This is a genomic window from Noviherbaspirillum sp. Root189, assembly GCF_001428545.1.
Taxonomy (GTDB): domain Bacteria; phylum Pseudomonadota; class Gammaproteobacteria; order Burkholderiales; family Burkholderiaceae_D; genus Noviherbaspirillum.
The window spans coordinates 36121-60585 of the sequence record NZ_LMHZ01000011.1 but is presented as its reverse complement, the minus strand read 5'-3'; the positions used below and the strand labels follow the sequence as shown (position 1 = coordinate 60585).

Annotated in this window: 13 protein-coding genes; 12 read left to right on the top strand and 1 reads right to left on the bottom strand. The window is 59.9% G+C overall.

Features of this window, described 5'->3' with window-relative positions; genetic code table 11:
- The first annotated feature begins 216 nt into the window (after positions 1 to 216).
- The 9 genes from ASE07_RS07675 to ASE07_RS07635 all read left to right on the top strand — a co-directional run bounded on the left by ASE07_RS07675 (position 217) and on the right by ASE07_RS07635 (position 20494).
- A complete protein-coding gene (locus ASE07_RS07675; RefSeq protein WP_057290233.1) occupies positions 217 to 3555 on the top strand; it encodes a maltotransferase domain-containing protein in 3339 nt (1112 codons plus the stop codon).
- A 2-nt stretch (positions 3556 to 3557) separates the two neighbouring features.
- Entirely contained in the window at positions 3558 to 7010 is a 3453-nt protein-coding gene (treS, locus tag ASE07_RS07670; RefSeq protein WP_082584004.1) for a maltose alpha-D-glucosyltransferase, read from the top strand.
- Positions 7003 to 9267 (top strand): 1,4-alpha-glucan branching protein GlgB, encoded by a 2265-nt coding sequence (gene glgB / locus ASE07_RS07665; protein WP_057290232.1) that lies wholly within the window; start codon positions 7003 to 7005, stop codon positions 9265 to 9267. Before treS ends, glgB begins: the two co-directional genes overlap by 8 nt.
- 2 nt (positions 9268 to 9269) lie before the next feature.
- Positions 9270 to 11393, top strand: coding sequence for a glycogen debranching protein GlgX (gene glgX, locus ASE07_RS07660; protein WP_057290231.1), 2124 nt, complete (start codon positions 9270 to 9272; stop codon positions 11391 to 11393).
- Complete coding sequence (gene treZ, locus ASE07_RS07655; protein ID WP_057290230.1) at positions 11380 to 13182, top strand: malto-oligosyltrehalose trehalohydrolase; 1803 nt, start codon at positions 11380 to 11382, stop codon at positions 13180 to 13182. Before glgX ends, treZ begins: the two co-directional genes overlap by 14 nt.
- On the top strand, positions 13179 to 15284 hold the full coding sequence (malQ, locus tag ASE07_RS07650) for a 4-alpha-glucanotransferase (RefSeq protein ID WP_156396459.1): 2106 nt from the start codon (positions 13179 to 13181) through the stop codon (positions 15282 to 15284). The genes treZ and malQ overlap by 4 nt, the downstream gene beginning before the upstream one ends.
- Positions 15284 to 18088: a malto-oligosyltrehalose synthase gene (gene treY / locus ASE07_RS07645; RefSeq protein ID WP_057290228.1), complete on the top strand. Its 2805-nt coding sequence runs from the start codon at positions 15284 to 15286 to the stop codon at positions 18086 to 18088. Before malQ ends, treY begins: the two co-directional genes overlap by 1 nt.
- Positions 18089 to 18477: 389 nt before the next feature.
- Positions 18478 to 19806, top strand: a complete 1329-nt coding sequence (locus tag ASE07_RS07640; protein ID WP_057290227.1) for a TrkH family potassium uptake protein — start codon at positions 18478 to 18480, stop codon at positions 19804 to 19806.
- Positions 19796 to 20494, top strand: a complete 699-nt coding sequence (locus ASE07_RS07635; RefSeq protein WP_235548384.1) for a potassium channel family protein — start codon at positions 19796 to 19798, stop codon at positions 20492 to 20494. Before ASE07_RS07640 ends, ASE07_RS07635 begins: the two co-directional genes overlap by 11 nt.
- 249 nt (positions 20495 to 20743) lie before the next feature.
- Here the strand turns inward: ASE07_RS07635 and dapA are convergent, their stop codons facing one another.
- Positions 20744 to 21634, bottom strand: a complete 891-nt coding sequence (gene dapA, locus ASE07_RS07630; RefSeq protein ID WP_057290226.1) for a 4-hydroxy-tetrahydrodipicolinate synthase — start codon at positions 21632 to 21634, stop codon at positions 20744 to 20746.
- Positions 21635 to 22130: 496 nt separating this feature from the next.
- Between dapA and ASE07_RS07625 the strand changes: the two genes are divergently transcribed.
- The 3 genes from ASE07_RS07625 (at position 22131) to ASE07_RS07615 (ending at position 24463) form a co-directional block, all read left to right on the top strand.
- Positions 22131 to 23054: a delta(1)-pyrroline-2-carboxylate reductase family protein gene (locus ASE07_RS07625; protein ID WP_057290225.1), complete on the top strand. Its 924-nt coding sequence runs from the start codon at positions 22131 to 22133 to the stop codon at positions 23052 to 23054.
- Positions 23055 to 23347: 293 nt separating this feature from the next.
- Complete coding sequence (locus tag ASE07_RS07620) at positions 23348 to 23623, top strand: NIPSNAP family protein (protein WP_235548383.1); 276 nt, start codon at positions 23348 to 23350, stop codon at positions 23621 to 23623.
- A 150-nt stretch (positions 23624 to 23773) separates the two neighbouring features.
- A complete protein-coding gene (locus ASE07_RS07615; protein WP_057290223.1) occupies positions 23774 to 24463 on the top strand; it encodes a hypothetical protein in 690 nt (229 codons plus the stop codon).
- Positions 24464 to 24465: the final 2 nt, after the last annotated feature.

Here is a 24465-nt window from a genome sequence, read left to right as displayed (position 1 = left end):
CTGATTTGTGCCCTGTGCGCAACTTTCGCTGCAGTACATCTGCAGCTGATATGCGGACAGCCACGGGAAGGGTCGGCAAACTTGCGATTTATGAATGCCTGTTTGCGAACAAATTGCCGTTTTGAGTGCTCTATCTGAAAAGATCGCAGGCCGTCTGCCGGAGTCCGGCTGGTCGGCTCTTTTTATACCTGGGACCAGTTCACAACAATGCCAATAATGCCAACGACGCCAATTACGCAGATTACGACGCCTTTTCTCCCCAGAATCTATTATGTCGACCCGCGCCTCGCGGGGCCGTCGACCGAATTTGAAAACGTCCTGCAGCGATGCGTGGCGATGGGCTTCGATCACGTGCTCATACCGCAACCCGCATCGGAAGAATCGTTGCGACAACTGGCCCAGGCTTGCGCGCAACGGCAACTCCGCCTGCTGGTCGACTTTGACGCCGGCAGCCTTGGCGCCGATGAAGCGCTGGCAGCAACGCATCCGAACTGGTTTTCCGCCGCCGGGCATGACGATGACTTGCCGGACCCCCGACGTACCCAACCTTTGCGAACGACGCCCCGGCTTCGCTATGAGGACCCGGCGGTCATGCAGGAAGTCGCGGCGTACTGGCATCCGCGCATGCAGGCAATGCTCGAAGCCGGTGTGGCGGGCTTTCGCTGCATCCAGATCGCGGGGCCCAACGTGTCGTTCTGGTGCCGCTTGATCAAGCTGGTGCGCGACGGCGCGCAGGCAAGCGGCAAGCCTGTGCGGTTCCTCGCATGGACACCGGGCTGCACGCCGGAACAGATTGATGCGCTGGCCGGTTGCGATTTCGATGCGAGCTTTTCATCAGGAGCATGGTGGGACTACCGTTCGCGCTGGCTGGTCGAGGAACAGCAGCGGCTTTCGCGCATCGGCCCGGCAATTGCGTTTCCCGACAGCCCCGATGAGCCTGTCATCGGACGCGTTGCCGGCAACGAAGACGCCCCGGTGCAACAGCAAATCTATCGCCGCGCATTGCGGCTGGCCGCAGCCGCCGGCAACGGCATCCTGATTCCCATGGGATTCGAGTTCGGCGCCTCCGGTCTCACCGCGACAATCCCCGGCAACCGGCCGGATGCGCTGCCGCAGGTACAGGCCAATGCGCCTTTCGATCTGTCGGCGGAGATTGCCGAAGTCAATGCGTTCATCGCTGGCAATGGCGCGGCCTGTTACGGACAGCCGGTACGTCTGCTGAGCAGCGTCGACGCCGACATCGCGGTCCTGCTGCGTGAGGAAGCCGAGAAGAGCGCATCCGGCAGAGCGCTGATGATGGTGGCGAATGCCGATGCACTGCACAGTTGCGTCCTTCATGAGAGCCAGTTGCTGGAACGCGCCGACGGTTATGTTCGCTATCAACGGCTGTGGCCGCACGGCGAGCCCGGGCAGGGCAACCCGCAGCCGCAAACACAAACGCATCCGCTGGAAATCGGCGGTGCGGAGTTCCAGTTGTTTGCCGCACATCGCATTCCGCCCATCCTGCTGCCGGTGCAGCGCGGCAAGCAGTTCATCACCGCCGCCGCGCGTTCGCCGCGCATTGCCATTGAAGCGATTGAGCCGGCGGTCGATGGCGGCAAGTTTCCGGTCAAGCGGACGATCGGCGATTCGGTGACCATCGAAGCCGACGTCTTTGTCGATGGTCATGACAAGCTGGCGGTGGCCGTATTGTGGCGACCGGCCGATGAGGCGGAGTGGCGAGAGATTCGCATGCATCCGACCGAAAACGATCGCTGGGCCGCATCGCTGCCATTGACCCGCATCGGCCGTTACCTATTCACCATCGAGGCATGGCGCGATGCCTTTGCCACCTACCGCGACGAGCTGGAAAAGAAAACCACCGCCGGCCTGAATGTCTCGCTGGAACTGGAAGAAGGACGCCTGCTGGTCGAATCCGCGCTGGCCCATGCGGAGCAAGCCGATATTGGCGCGGCGCTGCCGACATTGAGGGCGCTCGCCAAGTCGCTCAAGGTGACGCAGACCCGCGACCAGGCCAAGGCCGCATCGAAAGATGCGGAAAGGATCGCGGCGCTGCTGTCCGAACCGACCGCCGAAGCAATGCGCCTGGCCGATGCGCGGCCCTTCGTCGTGCGTAGCGAACCGGTGATGCGGATCGACGTGGAACGCCGCGCGGCGCGTTTTTCGAGCTGGTATGAACTGTTTCCCCGTTCACAGAGCGGCGACCCGGTGCGGCACGGCACATTCGCCGACGTCGAAAAGCGTCTGCCCGCGATCCAGGCGATGGGCTTCGACACGCTGTACTTCACGCCCATCCACCCGATCGGCAAGAAGCACAGGAAAGGCCGCAACAACAGCCTGACGCCGGGGCCGGACGATCCGGGCAGCCCGTACGCAATCGGCTCCGAGGAAGGCGGCCATGATGCGATCCATCCGCAACTTGGCACGCTGGACGATTTCCGGCATTTGCGGGAGGAAGCGGCGCGTCATGGGCTGGAGCTTGCGCTCGACTTTGCGATCCAGTGTTCACCCGACCATCCCTGGCTGAAGGAACATCCGGAATGGTTTGCATGGCGTCCCGACGGGTCGATCCGCTACGCGGAAAATCCGCCGAAAAAATATCAGGACATCGTCAACGTCGATTTCTATGCGGAAGGCGCGATACCCGGCCTGTGGATCGCGCTGCGCGATGCGGTGCTGTTCTGGGTCAGGGAAGGCGTGCGCGTATTCCGCGTCGATAATCCCCACACCAAGCCGTTGCCGTTCTGGGAGTGGATGATCGGCGATATCCGCGGCCGCTATCCGGATACCATCTTCCTGTCGGAAGCCTTCACCCGACCGAAGATGATGTACCGTCTCGCCAAGGTAGGCTATTCGCAGTCGTACACGTACTTCACCTGGCGCAATACCAAGGAAGAGTTCATCGAGTACATGACCGAACTGTCGACGACCAATGTGAAGGAATACTTCCGGCCGCATTTCTTTGTCAATACCCCCGACATTAATCCGGTCTTCCTGCAAAAGTCGGGGCGGCCCGGTTTCCTGATCCGTACCGCGCTGGCCACCACCTTGTCCGGCTTGTGGGGCATGTATAGCGGTTTCGAGTTGTGCGAAGCGACGCCGGTACCGGGCAAGGAAGAATACCTGGATTCGGAAAAATACGAGATTCGTGCCTGGGACTGGCAGCGTCCCGGCAATATCATTCATGAGATCACGCAGCTCAATCGCATCCGTTCCGAGAACCCGGCACTGCAGACCCACCTCGGGATACGCTTCCTGAATGCGTCGAATGACAATATCTTGTTCTTCGTCAAGTCCACGCCCCCTGCTGACAGCTGTCAGCATTTCGGTGACAACGTGATAATGGTAGCCATTAACCTGGATCCGTTCGCGGCGCATGAAGCGACGCTGGAACTGCCGCTATGGGAATTCGGCATTGCCGACGACGGAACACTGGAGGCCGATGACCTCGTGACCGGCGCGCGCATCGCCTGGCATGGCAAGTTCCAGCCACTGCGGCTGGATCCGTTTGTTTGTCCGTATGCCATCTGGCGCGTTAGACACAAGGGAGCATAAGCATGGATCGCCGCAAGACAGCCCGTCCGACTACTGGTACGGCCACCGTCATATCGCCCAAGCGTTTCAGCGATGATCTGCACTGGTATAAGGATGCGGTCATTTACCAGGTGCACGTCAAGTCTTACTTCGATTCCAACAACGACGGCATCGGCGATTTTGCCGGCCTAATCGACAAGCTCGACTATATTGCGGATCTTGGCGTCAATACGATCTGGCTGCTGCCGTTCTATCCGTCGCCGCGCCGTGACGACGGCTATGATATTGCCGAGTACCGCGGTGTCCATCCCGATTACGGCACCATGGCCGATGCGCGCCGCTTTATCGCGGAAGCGCACCGGCGCGGCCTGCGCGTCATTACCGAACTGGTCGTCAACCATACCTCGGACCAGCATCCCTGGTTTCAGCGGGCGCGCAAGGCCAAGCCCGGCTCGGCGGCACGCAATTTTTATGTCTGGTCCGATAACGACCAGGCGTACAGCGGCACGCGCATCATTTTTTGCGACACCGAAAAATCCAACTGGACCTGGGACCCGGTTGCCAACGCGTTTTACTGGCACCGTTTCTATTCGCACCAGCCGGACCTGAACTTCGACAATCCGCAAGTGCTGAAAGCCGTGCTGAGCGTGATGTCGTTCTGGCTCGATCTTGGCGTCGATGGCCTGCGGCTGGACGCCGTGCCTTACCTGATCGAGCGCGAAGGCACCAGCAATGAAAACCTGCCGGAGACGCATGCCATTCTCAAGCGCATTCGCGAAGAACTGGACCGCACCTTCCCGGGCAGGATGTTGCTGGCCGAAGCCAACATGTGGCCCGAGGACGTGCAGCAGTATTTCGGCGATAACGATGAATGCCACATGGCCTTCCATTTCCCGCTGATGCCCCGTATGTACATGGCAATCGCCCAGGAAGACCGCTTTCCGATCGCGGATATCCTGCGGCAGACCCCGGAGATTCCGAAGGACTGCCAGTGGGCGATTTTCCTGCGCAACCATGACGAGCTGACGCTGGAAATGGTGACCGACCGCGAGCGCGACTACCTGTGGAACCACTACGCGTCCGAGAAGCGCGCGCGGATCAACCTCGGCATCCGCCGCCGGCTGCTGCCGCTGCTGGAACGCGATCGCCGCCGCGCCGAACTGCTCAATAGCTTCCTGCTGTCGATGCCCGGCACGCCGGTCCTCTACTATGGCGACGAAATCGGCATGGGCGACAACATCCATCTGGGCGACCGCGATGGCGTGCGTACGCCAATGCAATGGACACCCGATCGTAACGGCGGCTTCTCGCGCGCCGACCCTGCCCGGCTGGTCCTGCCACCGATCATGGATCCGATGTATGGCTATGAAGCGGTCAACGTCGAAGCGCAGATGGGTGATCCGTATTCGTTGCTGAATTGGATGCGTCGCATGCTGGCGGTGCGCAAGCAGCATTGCGCATTCAGCCGCGGATCGCTGAGCCTGCTGAATCCGAGCAACCGCCGTATTCTTGCCTACCTGCGCGAATACCGTCCCGAAGAGGGTGACGCCACCGAAACCATCCTGTGCGTGGCGAACGTATCGCGCTCCGCGCAGGCGGTCGAACTCGACCTGTCGAGCTATGCCGGGCAAGTGCCGCTGGAAATGATCGGTGGCTCGGCATTTCCGCCGATCGGCCAGCTGCCCTATCTGCTGACGTTGCCGCCTTACGGCTTTTACTGGTTCCTGCTGGCGACCAAGACCCGCATGCCTGCATGGCATACGCCCGCGCCCGAACCGCTGCCGGAACTGGCGACGCTGGTGCTGCGGCAAGACATCATGGAAATCCTCGACCCGCCACGGCGCGCCATCCTGGAAAGCGAGGCCTTGCCTGCCTATCTGCCAAAACGGCGCTGGTACGCGGGCAAGCAGGAAAAACTGCGCTCGGTGCGCATTGCAATGGCGACCGGTCTGCCTGCTTCGCAGGCCCGTCCCAACGTCATGCCCACCATGCTGGCGGAAATCGAAACCAAAACCGCGCATGGCACCGAGCGCTACCTGATGCCGCTCGGCTTTATCCGGGAAGAAGACATTGTCACCGCACTGCCGCAGCAGCTCGCGCTTGCGCGGGTGCGTCGCGGCCGCAACGTCGGATTGCTGACCGACGGCTTCGTGCTCGACTCCTTTGCTTACGTCATCGTCGAATTATTGCGGGCGCAAGCAAAGCTTGCCTCGGAAGACGGCGAGATCTGTTTCATCCCGACCGGGGAGCTGGACAGGATCGATATCGGCAAGGAACCGACGGTGCGGCGCATGTCGGCCGAACAATCCAACAGTTCGCTCATCCTTGAAGATGCGATGGTGCTCAAGGTGATCCGCCACATCCAGCCCGGCGTCCATCCGGAAGCGGAGATGGGCCGTTATCTCACCTCGCTCGGCTACGCCAATGCACCGCCCATGCTGGGCGAGGTCACGCGCATCGCCACCGATGGCACGCCGTACACGATGATCATGCTGCAGCGCTTTATTCACAATCAGGGCGACGCATGGCAATGGATACTCGACACGCTGACACGCTGGATCCAGCAGACCACGATCACGGAAACGATCAGTGGTACCGAGACGACCACCGAACTGGCGGAGATGTCCAACCCGGGTGACGATCTGGTCGAAATTTCTGCGGTGCTTGGCCGTCGCCTCGGCGAAATGCACAACGCTCTGGCGACACCAACCGACAATCCGGATTTCGCACCGGAGGCCGCGACTGCCGATGATGCAGAGGAATGGGCAGTTGGCGCACGCCGTCAGATCGAGGCGGCGTTTGCCGTCATGGCAAGCACGAAGGCGTGGAGCAATGATGCGGAAGCCAAGCGTGTTGAGCGCCTGATTGCTCAGCGCGAGCGCGTCCTCGAACGTGTCGATGCATTGGCGGCGGCCGGTGTCGGCACATTGCGTATCCGTATCCATGGTGATTTCCACCTTGGCCAGGTGCTGGTAGCGCAAGGCGACGTCTACATCGTCGACTTCGAAGGCGAACCCGCCAAACCGCTTGACCAGCGTCGCGGAAAATCCAGCCCGCTGCGCGATGTCGCCGGCCTGTTGCGCTCGTTCGACTATGCCGCTGCGTTTGCCGGCACGTCGGGACCGGCCGATCTGAGCGAATCGGCGGAGTTGCGCAAGCAGCAGATCCTGCGCGAGTTCGGTCCGATTTGCCAGAACGCCTTCCTGCGCGGTTATCACGACGCGGTGTCGAACGGGCCGATGCAGATGTCCGAAGCGGCCGAGCGCAGCCTGACCCAGTTGTTCGTTCTTGAAAAAGCCGCATACGAGGTGTGCTATGAGGCCGCCAATCGTCCGACATGGATTCCGGTACCGGTCAATGGCTTGGCGAAAATCGCTGACCAGCTATTAGGCACTGCGGATACACCGGGCACCACCGGCACCACCGGCACCACCAGTACTACCGGCACTACAGAAGGAGAACAGTCGAATGACTGACCGCATTGAAGAATTGACCGACGTGCACCAGAAGACGCTTGACGCCGTTTTGCAAGGCCGCCTGTCCGACCCCTTTGCCTTGTTCGGCCCGCATCGCATGGAGGATCGCACGGTGGTACGCACCTTCCAGCCGGGCGCGCGCGCGGTGGACATCGTTACCCGCGTGCCGGGCAATGACGCGGCCGGCGAGCTGATCGAATCCTTGTATAACGTCAACCAGACAGGTTTGTTCATCAGCGCGGCGCCAGCCTCCATCAGCGGCGACAATTATCTGTTACGCATTACCTGGCCTACGACATCCGGCGGCGAGCATGTGCAGTACACGGAAGATCCTTACAGCTTCGGTCTGCTGCTAGGTGACCTCGATATCCATTTGCTGGCCGAAGGCAATCACCGCGAACTCGGACGGTGCCTTGGTGCCAACCCGATGGTGATCGACGGTATGGCAGGCACCCGCTTTGCGGTATGGGCGCCCAATGCGCGCCGCGTATCGGTGGTCGGCGATTTCAATTCCTGGGACGGACGGCGCCATCCGATGCGCCGGCGCATCGAAGCCGGGGTCTGGGAATTGTTCATTCCGCGTGTTCGCAGCGGTGCCCGCTACAAATATGAGATTGTCGGCGCCGATGGCAACGTACTGCCGCTGAAGGCCGATCCGGTCGCACGCGCCACCGAAGCGCCGCCATCGACCGTTTCCGTCGTCGCCTCCGATGTGCCGTTCCGCTGGACCGACGATGCCTGGATGGCTGAGCGCGCCCGTCGTCACGATATCACTGCACCGATGTCGGTCTATGAGGTCCATGCCGGCTCCTGGCTGCGCATTCTGGAAGAAGAAAACCGCAGCCTGAACTGGCACGAACTGGGCGATCGCCTGATTCCCTACGTTACCGGCATGGGATTCACGCATATCGAATTCTTGCCGATCATGGAGCACCCGTTCGGCGGCTCCTGGGGTTACCAGCCGCTCGGCCTGTTTGCGCCCAGCGCACGTTTCGGTTCGCCGGCCGGCTTTGCTTCCTTTGTCGACCGCTGCCATGCGGCAGGCATCGGCGTGATCCTCGACTGGGTACCCGCGCATTTTCCCTCGGACGAACACGGACTGGCGCGTTTCGATGGCACCGCGCTGTACGAACACCAGGACCCGCGCGAAGGCTTTCACCAGGACTGGAATACGCTGATCTACAATCTCGGCCGCAATGAAGTGTGCGGCTTTCTGATCGCCAGCGCGCTGGAGTGGCTGGAGCACTACCATGTCGATGGCATCCGCGTCGACGCCGTCGCCTCCATGCTGTATCGCGACTACAGCCGCAACGCCGGTGAATGGATACCCAATATCCATGGTGGCCGGGAGAACCTGGAAGCGGTGGCTTTCCTGCGCAATCTCAACCAGGTGATACGCCAGCGCTGTCCGGGCGCGGTGATGATCGCCGAAGAGTCGACCGCCTGGCCCGGCGTCTCCGCCCCGGTCGAAGAGGGTGGGCTCGGATTCACGCACAAGTGGAACATGGGCTGGATGCACGACACCTTGCGCTACATGTCCTATGACCCGCTGTATCGCCAGCACCATCATCACGACATGACGTTCGGCCTGATCTACGCATTCTCGGAAAAATTCGTGCTGCCGATATCGCATGACGAGGTGGTGCATGGCAAGGGCTCGCTGCTCAACAAGATGCCCGGCGCCGATGTCACGCAACGGCTGGCGAACCTGCGCGCTTATCTGGGCTTCATGTGGACCCATCCGGGCAAGAAACTGCTGTTCATGGGCTGCGAGTTTGCCCAGGAGAAGGAATGGAACCACGACGCTTCGCCAGAGTGGAACCTGCTTGACGATCCGCGCCACCGTGGCGTGCAACGGCTGGTGCGCGACCTGAACCGCGTGTATGCGGCCGAGCCGGCACTGCATAAGACGGACTACGCATCCGAAGGCTTTGCATGGGTGATCGGCGACGACAATTCCAACAGTGTCTTTGCCTATCTGCGCAAGGGCAATGAAGGCGATGCCCCCTTGCTGATTGTGCTGAACATGACTCCTGTCATGCGCGACGGCTATCGCATTGGTGTGCCGGAAGGACCAGGATTCAAGGTGGCGAGCTGGCGCGTCGTCCTCAATTCGGATGCGGACGTGTATGGCGGCACGGGCGTCGACCGGGTCGAGTCTTTCGAAGTCGACAACCATCCGGCGCATGGCATGGCGCAATCCCTGGTATTGCGGCTGCCGCCGCTGTCCGCGATCGTCCTCAAGCCTGCACACTGAACATGGTCAGTGTCCCGCTTCCCTTGCCTGCAATCGAACCGGGCGCATCGTATCCACTAGGTGCCACCTACGACGGCGAAGGAACCAACTTCGCCGTCTTTTCCGCCCATGCGGTCAAGATGGAGCTCTGCTTCTTCGATCCCAGTGGCAGGCACGAAGTCGCGCGCTGCGCGCTGCCGGAATGCACAGATGAAGTCTGGCATGGCTACCTGCCAGGCGTGCATGCGGGCGTGTTGTATGGCTACCGCGCCTATGGGCCGTACCAGCCCGACCAGGGACATCGCTTCAATCCGAACAAACTGCTGCTCGACCCCTATGCCAGAATGCTGCGCGGCCAGGTGCGCTGGAGCGATAGCTTATATGGCTATCGTTTTCATTCACCGCGCGCCGACCTGTCATTCGATCATCGCGATAGCGCACTGTCAATGCCGAAGGCGGTCGTCACGGATGCCAGCTTTCACTGGCATGGCGACAAGCCGCCCGCCGTGCCGTGGGAAAAGACGGTGATCTATGAAACCCATGTGCGCGGCATGACGCAGCTTGCCGAGGCGATTCCCGCTGGTGAGCGCGGGACGTTTTCCGGACTGGCGAATCCCTGCATCATCGATCATCTCGTCAAGCTGGGCATCACGGCGGTCGAGCTGTTGCCGATCCATGCGATCCTGCAGGACCGACGGCTGGTCAGCAACGGCCTGAGCAATTACTGGGGCTACAACACCCTGTCGTTCTTTGCGCCCGAGCCGCGTTATCTCGCGAGCGGCGCGCTCAACGAATTGCGGCACGCGGTGCGCCGGCTTCATGCAGCGGGCATCGAAGTCATTCTCGATGTGGTCTATAACCACACCTGCGAAGAAGGCGAGCTGGGGCCGACGATGTCGTTTCGCGGATTTGACAATGCCAGCTATTACCGCCTGCATGCGGACAACCGTCGCCACCATATCAACGATACCGGCTGCGGCAATACGCTGAACATGTCGCACCCGCGTGTGATCCAGATGGTGATGGATTCGCTGCGCTACTGGGTACAGGAATTCCATATCGACGGCTTCCGCTTCGATCTGGGCGCGACACTCGGACGTGAACAACACGGCTTCGATCCGGGAGCCGGATTTTTCGACGCCTTGCTGCAGGACCCGGTGCTGGCGAGAGTAAAGCTGATTTCCGAACCCTGGGATATCGGTCCGGGTGGTTATCAGGTTGGTAATCATCCGGCAGGCGTGGCCGAATGGAATGACCGTTTCCGCGACGATGTGCGTAGTTTCTGGCGCGGCGATGCCGGCATGCGCGGCGCAGTGGCCGGGCGCCTGCTCGGCTCGGCGGACTTGTTCAATCATCATCGCCGTCGCTCCTGGGCATCGGTCAACTTTGTGACAGCACATGACGGATTTACGCTGCAAGACCTGGTGAGCTATCAGCATAAATATAACCAGGCCAACGGCGAAGACAATCGCGATGGCACTAACGAAAACCGCAGTGCCAACTGGGGCAAGGAAGGGCCGACCCATGACCGTGCGGTGCTCGCCACGCGGGAAAAGGTCAAGCGCGCGATGCTGATGACGCTGCTGCTTTCCAACGGCACGCCGATGCTGCTCGGCGGTGACGAATTCGGCCGCACGCAGATGGGCAATAACAATCCGTATTGCCAGGATAACGCGGTCTCCTGGTTCGACTGGAGCCTGGCCGACACGTTGCAGGGCAAGGCGCTGCTCGATTTCACGCGGCGCTGCATCGCCGCCAGACGCGCACTGCCGACCTTGCGCAATAGCCGGTTTCTGAAACCGACATCGAAGACGCTGCATGGCCTGCCCGATATCAGCTGGTTCGATGAAACCGGCAATGAGATGACCCCGGAACGATGGCATTTTGCCGAGGGTCGCCTGCTTGCGCTACGGCGCATTGCCAGCAACGTGCAATCCGGATCAATCTCCGCATCCCTGCTGTTGCTGAACGCGTTTTCGGAAGACCGGGAATTCACGTTACCGCAGCCCACGATGCCGTGGCGCCTGCTGATCGATGCCGCCGAACATATGCGGCACCACGGAACGCTCGGCAAACCCGAAAGCAACATGATCAACGTCGCCGCGCACAGCGCGGTTTTACTGGTGGCCGACAATGTCAACATTTGAATATTCTTATGGCGCGCAACTGATCGCGCCGAACCGCACCCATTTTCGCCTCTGGGCGCCAAGCAAGCAAAAAATCAGCATCGAGATCGACGGCATGCCGCCGATCGCCATGAACAAGCTGGACGATGGCTGGTTTGAAGCGGAGGCAGCATGTGGCGTGGGCGCGCTCTACAAGTACCGGATCAGTGACGACCTTGCGGTGCCGGATCCTGCATCGCGTGCGCAGGCTGGTGATGTGCATGACGCCAGTATCGTGTGCGATCCGCACTTCTACCAATGGCAGTGCAAGGATTGGAAGGGACGTCCGTGGCATGAAACCGTGTTGTATGAATTGCACGTCGGGGCGCTTGGCGGCTTCGAAGGCGTCAGTAACCAGCTGGCGGCACTGGCCGACCTCGGCATTACGGCCATTGAACTGATGCCGGTCGCCGATTTCCCCGGTCCGCGCAACTGGGGTTACGACGGTGTGCTGCCGTATGCGCCGGACAAGGCGTATGGCACGCCTGAACAACTCAAGGCGCTGGTCGATAAAGCCCACGACCTTGGCATCATGGTATTCCTCGACGTGGTGTACAACCATTTCGGGCCGGACGGGAATTACCTTGGTGCCTACGCGGAAGCGTTCTTCCGTGATGACGTCAAGACGCCATGGGGGCAGGCAATCGATTTCCGGCGCAAGCAGGTGCGCGACTTTTTCACCGAGAACGCGATCTACTGGCTGCAGGAATATCGCTTCGACGGACTGCGCTTCGACGCGGTGCATGCGATCAGTGAAAAGGACTGGCTGATCGAGATGTCCGAACGTGTCAGTGCGGTGATGCCGCAAGGCAGGCACGTACACCTCGTGCTTGAGAATGACGACAATTCCGCCATGCTGCTGGAGCGCACCGCGACCGGTTTGTTCGATGCGCAATGGAATGACGACATGCATCACGCTCTGCATGTGATGCTGACCGGAGAAAAGGAAGGCTACTACGCGGGCTATATCAATCAGCCGGAAGAAAAGCTGGCGCGCGGACTCGCCGAAGGTTTCATTTATCAAGGCGAGACGTCGCTATTTCCGGGTGGTGCCCTGCGTGGCGAACCAAGCGCGCATTTGCCGCCGACTTCCTTTGTGAACTTCCTGCAAAATCACGATCAGATTGGCAATCGCGCATTTGGCGAGCGCTTGACCACGCTGGCCAATCCGCATGCACTGCGCGCGGCGAGCGCCTTGTTGCTGTTGGCGCCGCAAATTCCTATGCTGTTCATGGGTGAGGAATTTGGCGCCACCCAGCCCTTCCTGTATTTCACCAGCCATCTGACACCGGAACTGGCGGATGCGGTGCGCAAAGGTCGCCGCGAGGAATTTGCACGCTTCAACGCTTTCAGCAATCCGGAGTTGCGTGAGCGGATTCCCGATCCGAATGCCGAGCAAACCTTTCTGGATTCGATACCTGTGGCCGACAGCGAACTCGCAGGGTCCTGGCGTGACTGGACGAAAGCCATGGTCACCATCCGACGCGAGGAAATTGTTCCGCGCCTGCAAGGCGCAAAGTCGCTCGATACACAGATCATGGGCCCACGGGCGGTCAAGGCGCGCTGGACCATGGGCGATGGCGCCATCCTGATGATCGCTGTCAATCTCGCGGGCCAACCGGTCGCCGTCAGCTATGACCGTCTGGCCGACGGCCAGGGCGGAACCATCCTTTACGCCAGCGATGGTGTCGAAGACGCCGTTCCGGCCAACCAGTTACCGGCCCACGCCTGCATCGTCGTGCTGGAGAAAGAGCAAGGGGCGGAATCATGAGTGACCTGCACATACTTGAACTGGCGCGGGCCGCCGGACTCGCGCAGGACTGGACCAGCGCGAATGGCCAGCCGATGAAGGTGAGTCCGGACGCACTGCGTACCATCCTCGACGCGCTTGGCTATCCATGCACGACGGAGCAGCAATGCCATGAAAGCATGGCAGCGCTCACCGCACTCAACAGCGGCGACATTATTCCGCCACTGTTGACGGGCACCGTCGGGCACGGACTGCGCATTGGCCCGGTGAACCGGCTTGCCGGACTCAATTTTCACATTGAGATGGAAGAGGGCGGACAGGTCGACGGACGCTTTCCCGACGATATGTCATCGGGAGCCGAGCTGCCGCCGATTGATCGATACGGCTATCACCGCTTGCTGACCGGCGATACCGAGATCACCCTGGCAATTGCTCCGCCGCGTTGCTTCGGTGTCGCCGATGCGCTGGCCGGTACCGACACCACTGCCGATCCGCGCTTGTGGGGACTCGGTGTGCAACTGTATTCGCTGCGTCGGCAAGGCGACGGCGGGATTGGCGATTTCACCGGCTTGTCCACGCTGGTCCGCGCGGCTGCCGCGAAAGGCGCGGCAGCGGTCGCCATCAGTCCCGTACACGCAATGTTCAGCGCGGATGTTCACCGCTTCAGCCCTTACGGACCGTCGAGCCGACTGTTCCTGAATGCCCTGCATATCGATCCGGCATCTGTGCTTGGACAGAACGCCATGAACGCCGCGCTGGATGCATTGGGTAATGATGCACGTGCGCGCCTCGCGCATCTCGAACAGGAAAAATTGATCGACTGGCCGGCTGCGGCGGAGTTGCGATTGTCCATCCTGCGCAAGCTGTATGAGCAATTCCAGTTGGGCGCAACGGATACGGGATTCGAGGAATTTCGTCGCGCCGGCGGCGGTGCCCTGCAGGACCATGCGCGCTTTGAAGCCTTGCATGCGTGGCGCCTGGCGCATGGCGAGGACGGCTACTGGCAACACTGGCCGGAAGGCTTGCGCAATCCACGCGCCGCCGATGTGGACGCCTTTGCGCGACAGCATGCCAGCGAAGTCGGTTTTCACGAATTCCTGCAATGGCAGGCAGCACGCGGATTGCAAGGCGCGCAACGGGCAGGTCGCGACGCCGGCATGCCCATCGGGCTGATCGCCGATCTTGCCGTTGGCGCCGATACCGGAGGGAGCCAGGCATGGAGCCGTCAATCCGAAATCATCAACGGCTTGTCGGTCGGCGCCCCGCCGGACCTGCTCAACACGCGCGGCCAGAGCTGGGGACTGGGTGCCTTTTCACCGCATGCGATGAAGGCCAGGGGATTCGGCGCGTATATCGAAATGTTGCGTGCGACCTTTGCCTATGCGGGTGGTGCACGGATTGACCATGTGCTCGGGCTTGGCCGTCTGTGGCTGGTGCCGCAGGGTGCAAACGCTGAACATGGCGCCTACCTGCAATATCCGATGCAAGACCTGCTGCGCCTGATCGCGCTCGAATCGTGGCGGCATCGCGCCATCGTGATCGGCGAAGATCTGGGTACCGTCCCGGAGGGTTTCGATACCCAGCTCGCGCAAGCCGGTTTGCTTGGTATCCGGGTACTGATGTTCCAGCGTCATGGTGACCGTTTTCTGCGTCCCGACGAATGGCCGCGTCACGCGATCGCGACCACTACCACCCACGACTTGCCGACCATCGCCGGCTGGTGGCAGGAGCGCGACATCGACTGGCGCACCAAACTCGATCTGCATGAGCCGGGGCAAAGCGATGCGGACGCACGCCAGATGCGCGCACACGAACGCAGCTTGCTGTGGCAGGCGATGAAGGAAGCCGGACAGGCGCATGGCAATGTGCCCGATGTGCAGTCATTGGCTGCGCTGGACGCCGCAGTCGGCTTCATGTCCGCAACCCCCGCGCCGCTGGCCATGCTGCCGGTGGAAGATGCGATTGGTTTGCCGGAGCAACCTAACCTGCCCGGCACCGTCGATATCCATCCTAACTGGCGCCGCCGCCTGCCGCAGCCGGTTGATGTAGTGCTGGACGATCCCGCGGTCGCGTCCCGGCTTTCCATCCTGAATCAGACACGTTCACTCAAGAGGCAAACCTGATGTCCATTCCGCGCGCCACGGCCCGATTGCAGTTGCATAAAGACTTTACATTCGACCAGGCGGCCGAAGTGTTGCCGTACTACGCATCGCTCGGCATCAGTCATATCTATGCATCGCCCATCCTTACCGCGCGCAGCGGCTCGACGCACGGCTACGATATCGTCGATCCGACGCGCATCAATCCCGAACTCGGCGGCGAAGAAGGCTTTCGTCGCTTTGTCGCCCGCATCCGTGCAGCCGGCATGGGGCTGATTCTTGACATCGTGCCCAACCATATGGGGGTCGGTCCGGAAAATCCGTGGTGGCAGCATGTGCTCGAATGGGGGCAGGGCAGCCCCTATGCGCGCTGGTTCGATATCGACTGGCACCCGGCCGATGAGACGCTGCAAGGCAAGGTGATGGCACCCTTCCTGGGGCAACCCTATGGCGATGTACTCGCCGCCGGCGACATCAAGCTGCAATTCGATGCCACGCGCGGCAAGTTTTTCGCCGCTTATTATTCGCACCGCTTTCCGATTGGACCAGCCGGCTATGCCGGCGTCCTGCGCTCGGCCGGATCGGACAGCCTGGTGTCTGCGATTGCGGCATTTGAAGAAGGAAGGGACGAAAACGGTGGCATCAGCCAGCAGAATGCCGACATGGGCTTCGGCCAGCTGCGCGAGGCCGGACGCACGCCCGAAGGCGCTGCGGCGATTGAGGCTGCGATCGCCGCGCACGATGCGACCACGCCGCAAGGCTTGAATGCGCTGCACGCTTTGCTGGAACAACAGCACTATCGGCTTGCGTGGTGGCGTTGCGCTGCCGATGGCATTAACTGGCGGCGCTTCTTTGAAGTGACCGACCTTGCCGGTGTCAGGGTCGAGCAGGACGACGTGTTCGAGGCGACGCATGCCCTGATTTTCCGTCTTTACACTGAAGGCCTGATCGACGGCGTGCGCATCGACCACGTCGATGGCCTGGCCGACCCCGGCGCCTATTGCCGCAAGCTGCGCCGGCGGTTGCAGGCGCTGACGTCGCAGCGTCCGCCCGAACTGCCGCCGGCACCTGCCTATATCATCGTCGAGAAAATTCTCGCCAATAACGAACACCTCAGGGAAAACTGGGAGATCGACGGCACCAGCGGCTACGACTTCATGGACCGCGTTGGCGCCTTGCTGCACGACCCTACGGGCGCGGCGCCACTGTCCGCACTATGGACGGAGCTTACCGGGCAGGACAAGGATTTTCATGCGGAAGTAAGGGAAGCACGGCGGCAATTGCTGGCTAATAATCTGGCAGGGGAATTTGAAGCCGCGTCGCGCGCCTTGCATGCCGTGGCCCGCACCGACCTGCGCACGCGTGACTTTTCGCTTGGCGCGATCCGCCGCGTGTTTCACGAATTGCTGGTGCATTTTCCAGTCTATCGGACCTATGCGGACAGTAACGGCCGCGACGACCTCGACCAGGAAGTCATCGACCGCGCGCTGGAGCAGGCACGCCACAGTGTCGACCGCACCGAAGGGCCGCTCCTCGATGTGATTGCACGCTGGCTTGGCGGCGATGCACCGCGCGATTCGGCCAATCCGCGTGTGCGCAGCCTGCACCAGCGCGCCATCACCCGCTTCCAGCAACTGACGCCGCCGCTGGCCGCCAAGTCGGTGGAAGATACGGCGTTTTATCGCTACGGACGACTGTTGTCACGTAATGAAGTGGGCTCCGACCCCGAGCAGTTTTCCGTCGATCTGAATGAATTCCACGAAGGGAATAAAATTCGCGCAACACGGTTTCCATCCTCCATGCTGGCGACCGCGACGCACGACCACAAGCGAGGCGAGGATGTACGTGCCCGGCTCTCGGTGCTGAGCGAGCTGCCGGATGAGTGGACAAAGAGGGTGCGTGAATGGATGCACATGAATGCCCCACTGCGCAGCAGCGTCACGTCTGACAGCGGGGCCGATCCATCGACTGCGCCGCACCCCGCCGATGAACTAATGCTGTATCAGATGCTGGCCGGCGCCTGGCCCATCGGCCTTGATCCGAATGATAGTGACGGTGTCACACAATTCGCTGAACGCATTGAACGCTGGCAGACCAAGGCACTGCGCGAAGCGAAGCAGGTCAGTGACTGGGTGCTGCCGAATGAAGAATATGAGGCGGCATGCAAGCGCTTTCTGTATGCGGTACTCCAGGCCGGACCGGGCAATAGCTTCCTTCCGCAACTGGTGGCATGGGTGAATCGCATTACGCCGGCGGGCGTTGCGAAGAGTCTGGCGCAGAGTGTGTTGCGAATGACCTCGCCGGGTATGCCGGACTTGTACCAGGGAACTGATTTCTGGGATTTTAGTCTTGTCGATCCGGATAACCGGCGCCCGGTGGATTACGCCGCACGCACACAGACCTTGTCCGGTGCGGAAAAAAACATCACCGATACCGCGGGATGGCAGTCCGGCGCGATCAAGCAAGCGGTCATCCGGCACACTCTGCAATTGCGTGCACGAGAACAGGATCTCTTTGCGCGCGGCACGTATCTGGCGTTGCGGATAGAAGGCGCGGCTGCGCGACATGTCATCGGATTCGCGCGGCAGATGCAGGAGCGCACAGCGATCGTTATCGCTGCACACCTGCCGACGACGCTGATGGGTGACAGCGCCGGCCCGGTTATCCCGGTGGACGCGTGGCAGGATACGGTGCTTCTGTTTCCTGCCGCCGCCAGTTCGATGTGGATGGACATCTATACCGGACGCACAATCAGAATCGAGTCGGGAAAATTGACGCTCAGTGAAGTACTTGCAAACTTGCCTGTTGCGATGCTCGTCCCGGCGTAGTATGCGTTAGCGTAGTTGTCTTAATGCGTAGTAAATCAGACCCGATCTGCTAACCTTTGTCCAATTTCATCGCGTCCTGAGGCTACAGCAGTTGTTACGTAAGCAATCTCCCTTGTTGCCGGTTACAATTCCATTCCATAAACCGCTTTCACTTTGTCGCGTCAATAATACCAATCCCACCCTATAACGCACCATGAGATCGCGTCTTTTTCCGTCTGCCTGCGTTGCACTCGTCGTCAATAGCTCGCTATTGACTCCTCCTGCGTCTTGCCAGTCAAAAAAATCCATCGATCTCATTTGTCACGTTACAGCTTGGGATTGGTATAACCCGATGCGCGTTTGATTCCTTCCGAACACTTATTTTTCCAAGTGAAAGAGATTTCCTCCAGATGAGACCGGTAGTTCATCCGGCCCGCGCAGTGGCACTGAGCTTTCTAGTGGCAATTGCGCTCGGAACCCTGCTTCTAATGCTTCCAGTATCTCGGGCAGAAGGAACAGCGGTGCCGTGGCTGACCGCATTCTTCACCTCCGTCTCGGCCGTGTGCGTCACCGGCTTGTCCGTGGTGGACACCGGCACGTATTGGTCGACGTTTGGGCAGATTGTCATCCTGGCCCTGTTTCAGGTTGGCGGGTTTGGCATGATGACGGCCGCGACGTTGCTCGGGTTGATGGTAAACCGCTCGCCGAGGCTTCGAACCAAGCTGGTTGCGCAGGCCGAGACCCATTCATTGGCCTTGGGCGACATTGCGAGTATTACCAGGCTAGTGCTTGTTGTAACGTTCGCCTGCGAATTCATTATCGCAGCCCTGCTGATGCTTAGGTTTCGCATGGGGTACGGTCTTACGTGGGGAGAGTCGGCGTGGAGCGGACTTTTCCATGCCGTTTCCGCGTTCAATAACGCTGGTTTCTCTATCCACCCGGACGGTTTGGTCCGGTATGCAGCCGATGCACTGATCCTGACGCCTGTGATGCTGGCGATTTTCATCGGCGGAATCGGCTTCCCCGTCTTGCAAGATCTGCGAGTACGATTCCGGGACCCACGCCATTGGTCGCTGCACACCAAACTTACCCTTGTCGGAACGGGGGTATTGTTGCTGGTGGGTTTCATTGCGGTACTGGCATTCGAATGGGACAATCCAAAGACCTTGGGTGCTATGGCTTTGCCCGGAAAATTGCTCAACGCGGCATTCGCGTCGGTGTCGGCAAGAACGGCAGGTTTCAACGCCCTGGATATAGGAGCACTGACGCGAGAATCCTGGGCCGCGCATTACCTTCTCATGTTCATTGGCGGCGGAAGCGCCGGAACGGCCGGAGGAGTCAAGGTTGGAACAGCCGTCATCCTTGTATTGCTGGTCGTCGCGGAGATCCGGGGGCGCCCGGACAGCGAAGCGTTTGGCCGTCGCGTCGGCGCCTCGGCTCATCGGCAAGCCATCACCGTCCTTGTGCTTGGCAGCGCGATGGTTGTACTTGGCACGATGGTCCTGTTGCGCATTTCCGATTTCACTACAGACCGAATCATCTTCGAGGTCATCTCTGCATTCGGCACAGTTGGATTGTCAACCGGCATCACTGCTGACTTGCCGCCGCTCGGCCAGCTTATGCTGACCCTACTCATGTATCTGGGCAGAGTAGGAACAATCACACTTGCAACGTCGCTGGTCCTGGCCGAGCGGCGCATGCCCTATCGCTATCCTGAGGAGCATCCAATTGTTGGGTAGAATTTTTACGGAGCAGTTCGCTTTTTCTAAAGGTGACAGTGTCGTAGTCATCGGGTTGGGCCGCTTCGGCGGGTCTGTTTCACAGTCGCTCATGCGGCTGGGTCATGACGTGATGGGAATCGACAGAAACCCGGACCTCGTACAAGTATGGGCGGACAGGTTGACGCACGCGGTTCAGGCGGATTCGACCAACGAGGCCGTCATGCTGCAACTTGGCGTTGCTGACTTTGCGCATGCGATTGTCGGAATAGGATCGGACCTTGCGTCAAGCCTCATGACACTCATGGTGCTCACTGAATTGGGGATCAAAGACATCTGGGTCAAGGCCATGACCCCGGAACACGGCCAGATCGCCCAGCGCATCGGCGCCCATCATGTCGTATATCCCGAGGCCGACATGGGCGCCAGAGTCGCACACCTCATCACGGGCCGGCTAATGGATTTCATCGAGTTTGAAGACGGCTTTGCCATTGCAAAAATTCATGCACCGCCACTCACGCACAATTTGAGGTTGTCAGAATCTCATGTAAGAGAGAAATTCGGAGTGACGGTGGTCGGTGTAAAGCGTGCGAATGAAGATTTTCAACACGCGACACCAGACACGCGTATTCTCCCGGCCGATTTACTCATCGTGTCCGGTTCGACTCGTAAAATTGAATCGTTTGCAGCCGGTACGCATAAAAAGTAAGTCCGGTTTTGCAGCAAATTTACTGGTATGCCGGCTCGTTTCAGCGCCTAAAAAGTGGATGAAAGACGCCTTTGGGTCGAACTTGGAAGTTGCACCATGAGATCGCGTCTTTTTCCGTCTGCCTGCGTTGCACTCGTCGTCAATAGCCCGCTATTGACTCCTCCTGCGCCTTGCCAGTCAAAAAAATCCATCGATCTCATTTGTCACCTTATAGCTTGGGATTGGTATGACACATCCTGTCGGATCAAGTCACAATTTATATACTTCATGATCAAAGGCAGGCAACCGAGCGAGTAGGCCGGCGATCTCCTTCCTGCATGTCGCCGAGGCCTGCAATATGGGTGCACGCACTTCGTCGCTGGACAGTCCGAGCAGCGCAAGCGCGGCTTTCAGCGGTCCCGGATTGGGCTCCGCAAACAAGGTATCGATCAAGGGCAGCAGTGCAAAATGCAGGCGGCGTGCTTCATCCAGTCTGGATGCGGCAACTGCATTTGCCATCCTCACGAACAAGTCGGTGCGGATATGCGCGGCGGCGGTGATGGCGCCGGCGCCTCCCAGGCATAGCGTACTGAAAATCTGGCTGTCTTCTCCTGCCAATACCGCAAGGCGCCGATCGGCGATCAACTGCATGGTCAGCGCGGAGTCGCCGCCGCAATCCTTGATGGCGGCGACATGTGGGTGTTCGGCGATGCTGCGTATGGTGGCGAGCTCCATGGCGACGCCGGTACGATAGGGGATGTTGTAGAGGATGACAGGGACTGTCGACGCATCGGCAATCGCGTTGAAATAGGCAACAATGCCGTGCTGGGAAGGCCGGACGTAATATGGCGCCGGGATCAGCACGCCGGCAAGCGGACGTTGCTGTATCTCGCGCAGTCGGTCGATGACAGCGCGCTGGCTACTGCCGCCGAGCCCCATGATCACCGGACACCCGGGTACGGCATCGATTACCTTGTCCAGCACGGCGAGCTGTTCGTGGTCACTTAGTGCGGAAGCTTCGCCCGTGGAGCCGCAGACGACGAGCCCTGTTGCTCCTTCGCCGTACAGCTTGCGCGCCAGCAGCGCAAGCGCAGCAAAGTCGATTTCTCCATCCTGGAAAGGCGTCGCTAGCGCAACCCAGATACCTGTAAATCCATTCATGATGACTCCTGTAAGCAATGACCGTCCGGTCACTGTCAGGAGCTGCTGGCTGGCATATGCAAGGAAAAGAGGGTGAAGAACGCATGTGCTGTCCTGTCAGCTCACCTGACAGGACAGTGCGCCCCGGTCAGGTGAGCGACTGTTTCTTCGATTTGCCATTGCCGGTTACACATGCAGCGGCCTGGGACATGAAGCCCTGTGCGTTTGCGTAGTAAAAGGAAATGGCAACCATATTAAGCACGTTAATGCCTGAGAATGCGGAATACGAATGCTTCGATTATCTGAATTCCCTGGGGCCTGGTCAAGGCCGGATTGCAAATTGGCTTAGACAGGTAAAGCCTGGTGCCGCAGCGGAGCAAACCTCAACGGCCGACGTTAATTCACGTCGGCTGGTATATTCGAGCGTGGCATCGGCAGCCGTCACTTAACCGCGTAACCGTGACTTATCGACCGTTTGCCCACGCCGCTTATAACCATTAGTAATTCAAGGATTTCCATGCAGATTTTTAACGCCGCCGACACCGCCAACGCCCTGCCTTACACAGAACTGGTGCCCGCCATTGCTCTGGCGGCCCGGCAACGCGCTGAGGGAAGCCTGCATGCACCCGAGCGCCAGGTCGTCCCCGTCGAAGGTGGCGTATTGCTCTGCATGCCCGCTGTAGCCGACGATATCGGCGTAACCAAACTGATTACCGTGCATAACGGCAATGCGTCGCATGGCTTGCCAGCCATCCAGGGCGAGGTGATCGTATTTGATACGGCAACTGGCCGTCGGCTCGCTTTGCTCGACGGTCCTACAGTGACAGCACGCAGGACCGCGGCTGTCACGCTGCTTGGCATCCAGACGCTTCTCCCAAAGCGACCGGCGTCGGCACTCCTGATCGGAACCGGTGTGCAGTCTTCTGCGCATGCCGAAGCCCTGCATCAGTACTTCGGCCTTACCTCACTGCATGTCGCGGCCCGCTCCATCGAGAGCACAGAAAAATTTTGTGCCGGACTGAATCAGAGCCACGCCGGCATGGAAGCGCGCGCCGTGACACTGGAACAGCTGACGCCGGAGCAGCTTGGCACGTTTGACGTGGTGATCGCGCTGACCACGTCGACGGTGCCGGTCATTCCCGCCAATATCGCGCCGCATACCCTCGCCATTGGCGTGGGCGCCTTCAAACCCAACATGGCCGAGTTTCCTCCGGAGCTGGTGCACGCCCGTACGGTTGTCGTGGATGATCTGGAGGGGGCAAAGCATGAGGCTGGCGACCTCCTGCAGGCCGGCGTCGACTGGAGCGGTGTACGCAGTCTGGCGGATGTACTGCCGGGCGGCAGCGTAAGCACTGCGGCGCTGCCAATCTTCAAGACCGTCGGTCAAGCTGCCTGGGACCTCGCCGCGGCTCGCGTTGCGACCGCGCGCATGACGCGTTGATGACCTGTTGACGATGCGTGATGCGCTTGGAATATGTACTGAATGTCTTCTAATCTCAATCACTTTGTCATTTCGGAGAAACCGTGATTCATGAACTCAGGATTTACCACTGCGCACCGGGCCGTTTGCCCGCGCTGAACAATCGTTTCGAAACGATTACCTTATACCAATCCCAACCCATAACGCACCATGAGATCGCGTCTTTTTTCGCCTGCCTGCGTTGCACTCGTCGTCAATAGCTTGCTATTGACTCCTCCTGCGCCTTGCCAGTCAAAAAAATCCATCGATCTCATTTGTCACGTTATAGCTTGGGATTGGTATTAGGCTTCTGGAAGAAATACGGCATTCGCCCGCTAGGGTTTTGGACAACATTGATCGGCGCCAGTAACCAGACGCTGACTTACATGCTGGAATGGGAAAGTCTGGCGGAGCGGGAGACAAAGTGGAACGCCTTTGCAAGTGATCCGGAGTGGTTGGCAAAACGTGCGGAGACAGAGGCGGAACGGATCATTGTTGAACGTATCGAGAATTGCATACTGACGCCCACTGCGTATTCGCCGATGCGTTGAGGCCGTATACGGGTCCCAAGCCATATTGGTGTTACAGGGCAGACCTGAACACTGTTTAGCCTGAAATACCGCCATAGCGGGATAGCGTTCGAGGGCTCTGCCGGCCAGTATTGGCACTGTCCGGCAGAGAAGGCATTTCCTGGTGCTTACTTGCTGGAGCCGCTGGAGCTGCCCGAACCGGATGAGCCACCGCTCATGCCGGAGGAACCGGAAGAGCCAGAAGTGCCTGAACCACCCGAAGAGCCGGAACCACCGGAAGAAGCGGAGCCGGATGAACCGCCGCTTAGACCAGAGGATCCCGAAGAACCGGAAGAACCTGAGCTGCCTGAAGAGCCGGATGTACCCGATGATCCGCCGCTGCTCATGCCGGACGAACCGGATGACCCTGACGAGCCCGAGCCGCTTGTTCCGGAAGTATCAGAGGAGCCCGAGGAACCAGAGCTGCTGGAACTAGGGCTACTGCTGCTGCCACTCGACTCCGACGATTTCTTCTTGGTCGAGCTCTTGCCTGAAGAACTGGAACCCGATGTGCCCGAAGCGTCCGATGCGCCTGTTGCGCTGGACCCGGATGAGCCGGAGCTACCCGATGAGCCGGAGCTGCCACCGGTCGAAGAAGTTTGTGCAACAGCGACACCGGTACCGAGTGCCGAGACCAGAATCGCGATCAAAAGCTTGTTCATACACTGCCTCCATCCTTGGAAGAAATTGAGAATCGGTCATGGAGGATCAAGGGATCACTCACATGACTTACCGAGCACTTGCTGGATGAAGTTAGAAGCATCCGTTATCGGAAGTTCATGGTCAATTTTGTATCAAAACGTGACGGTTCTCAGGAGCTAGAT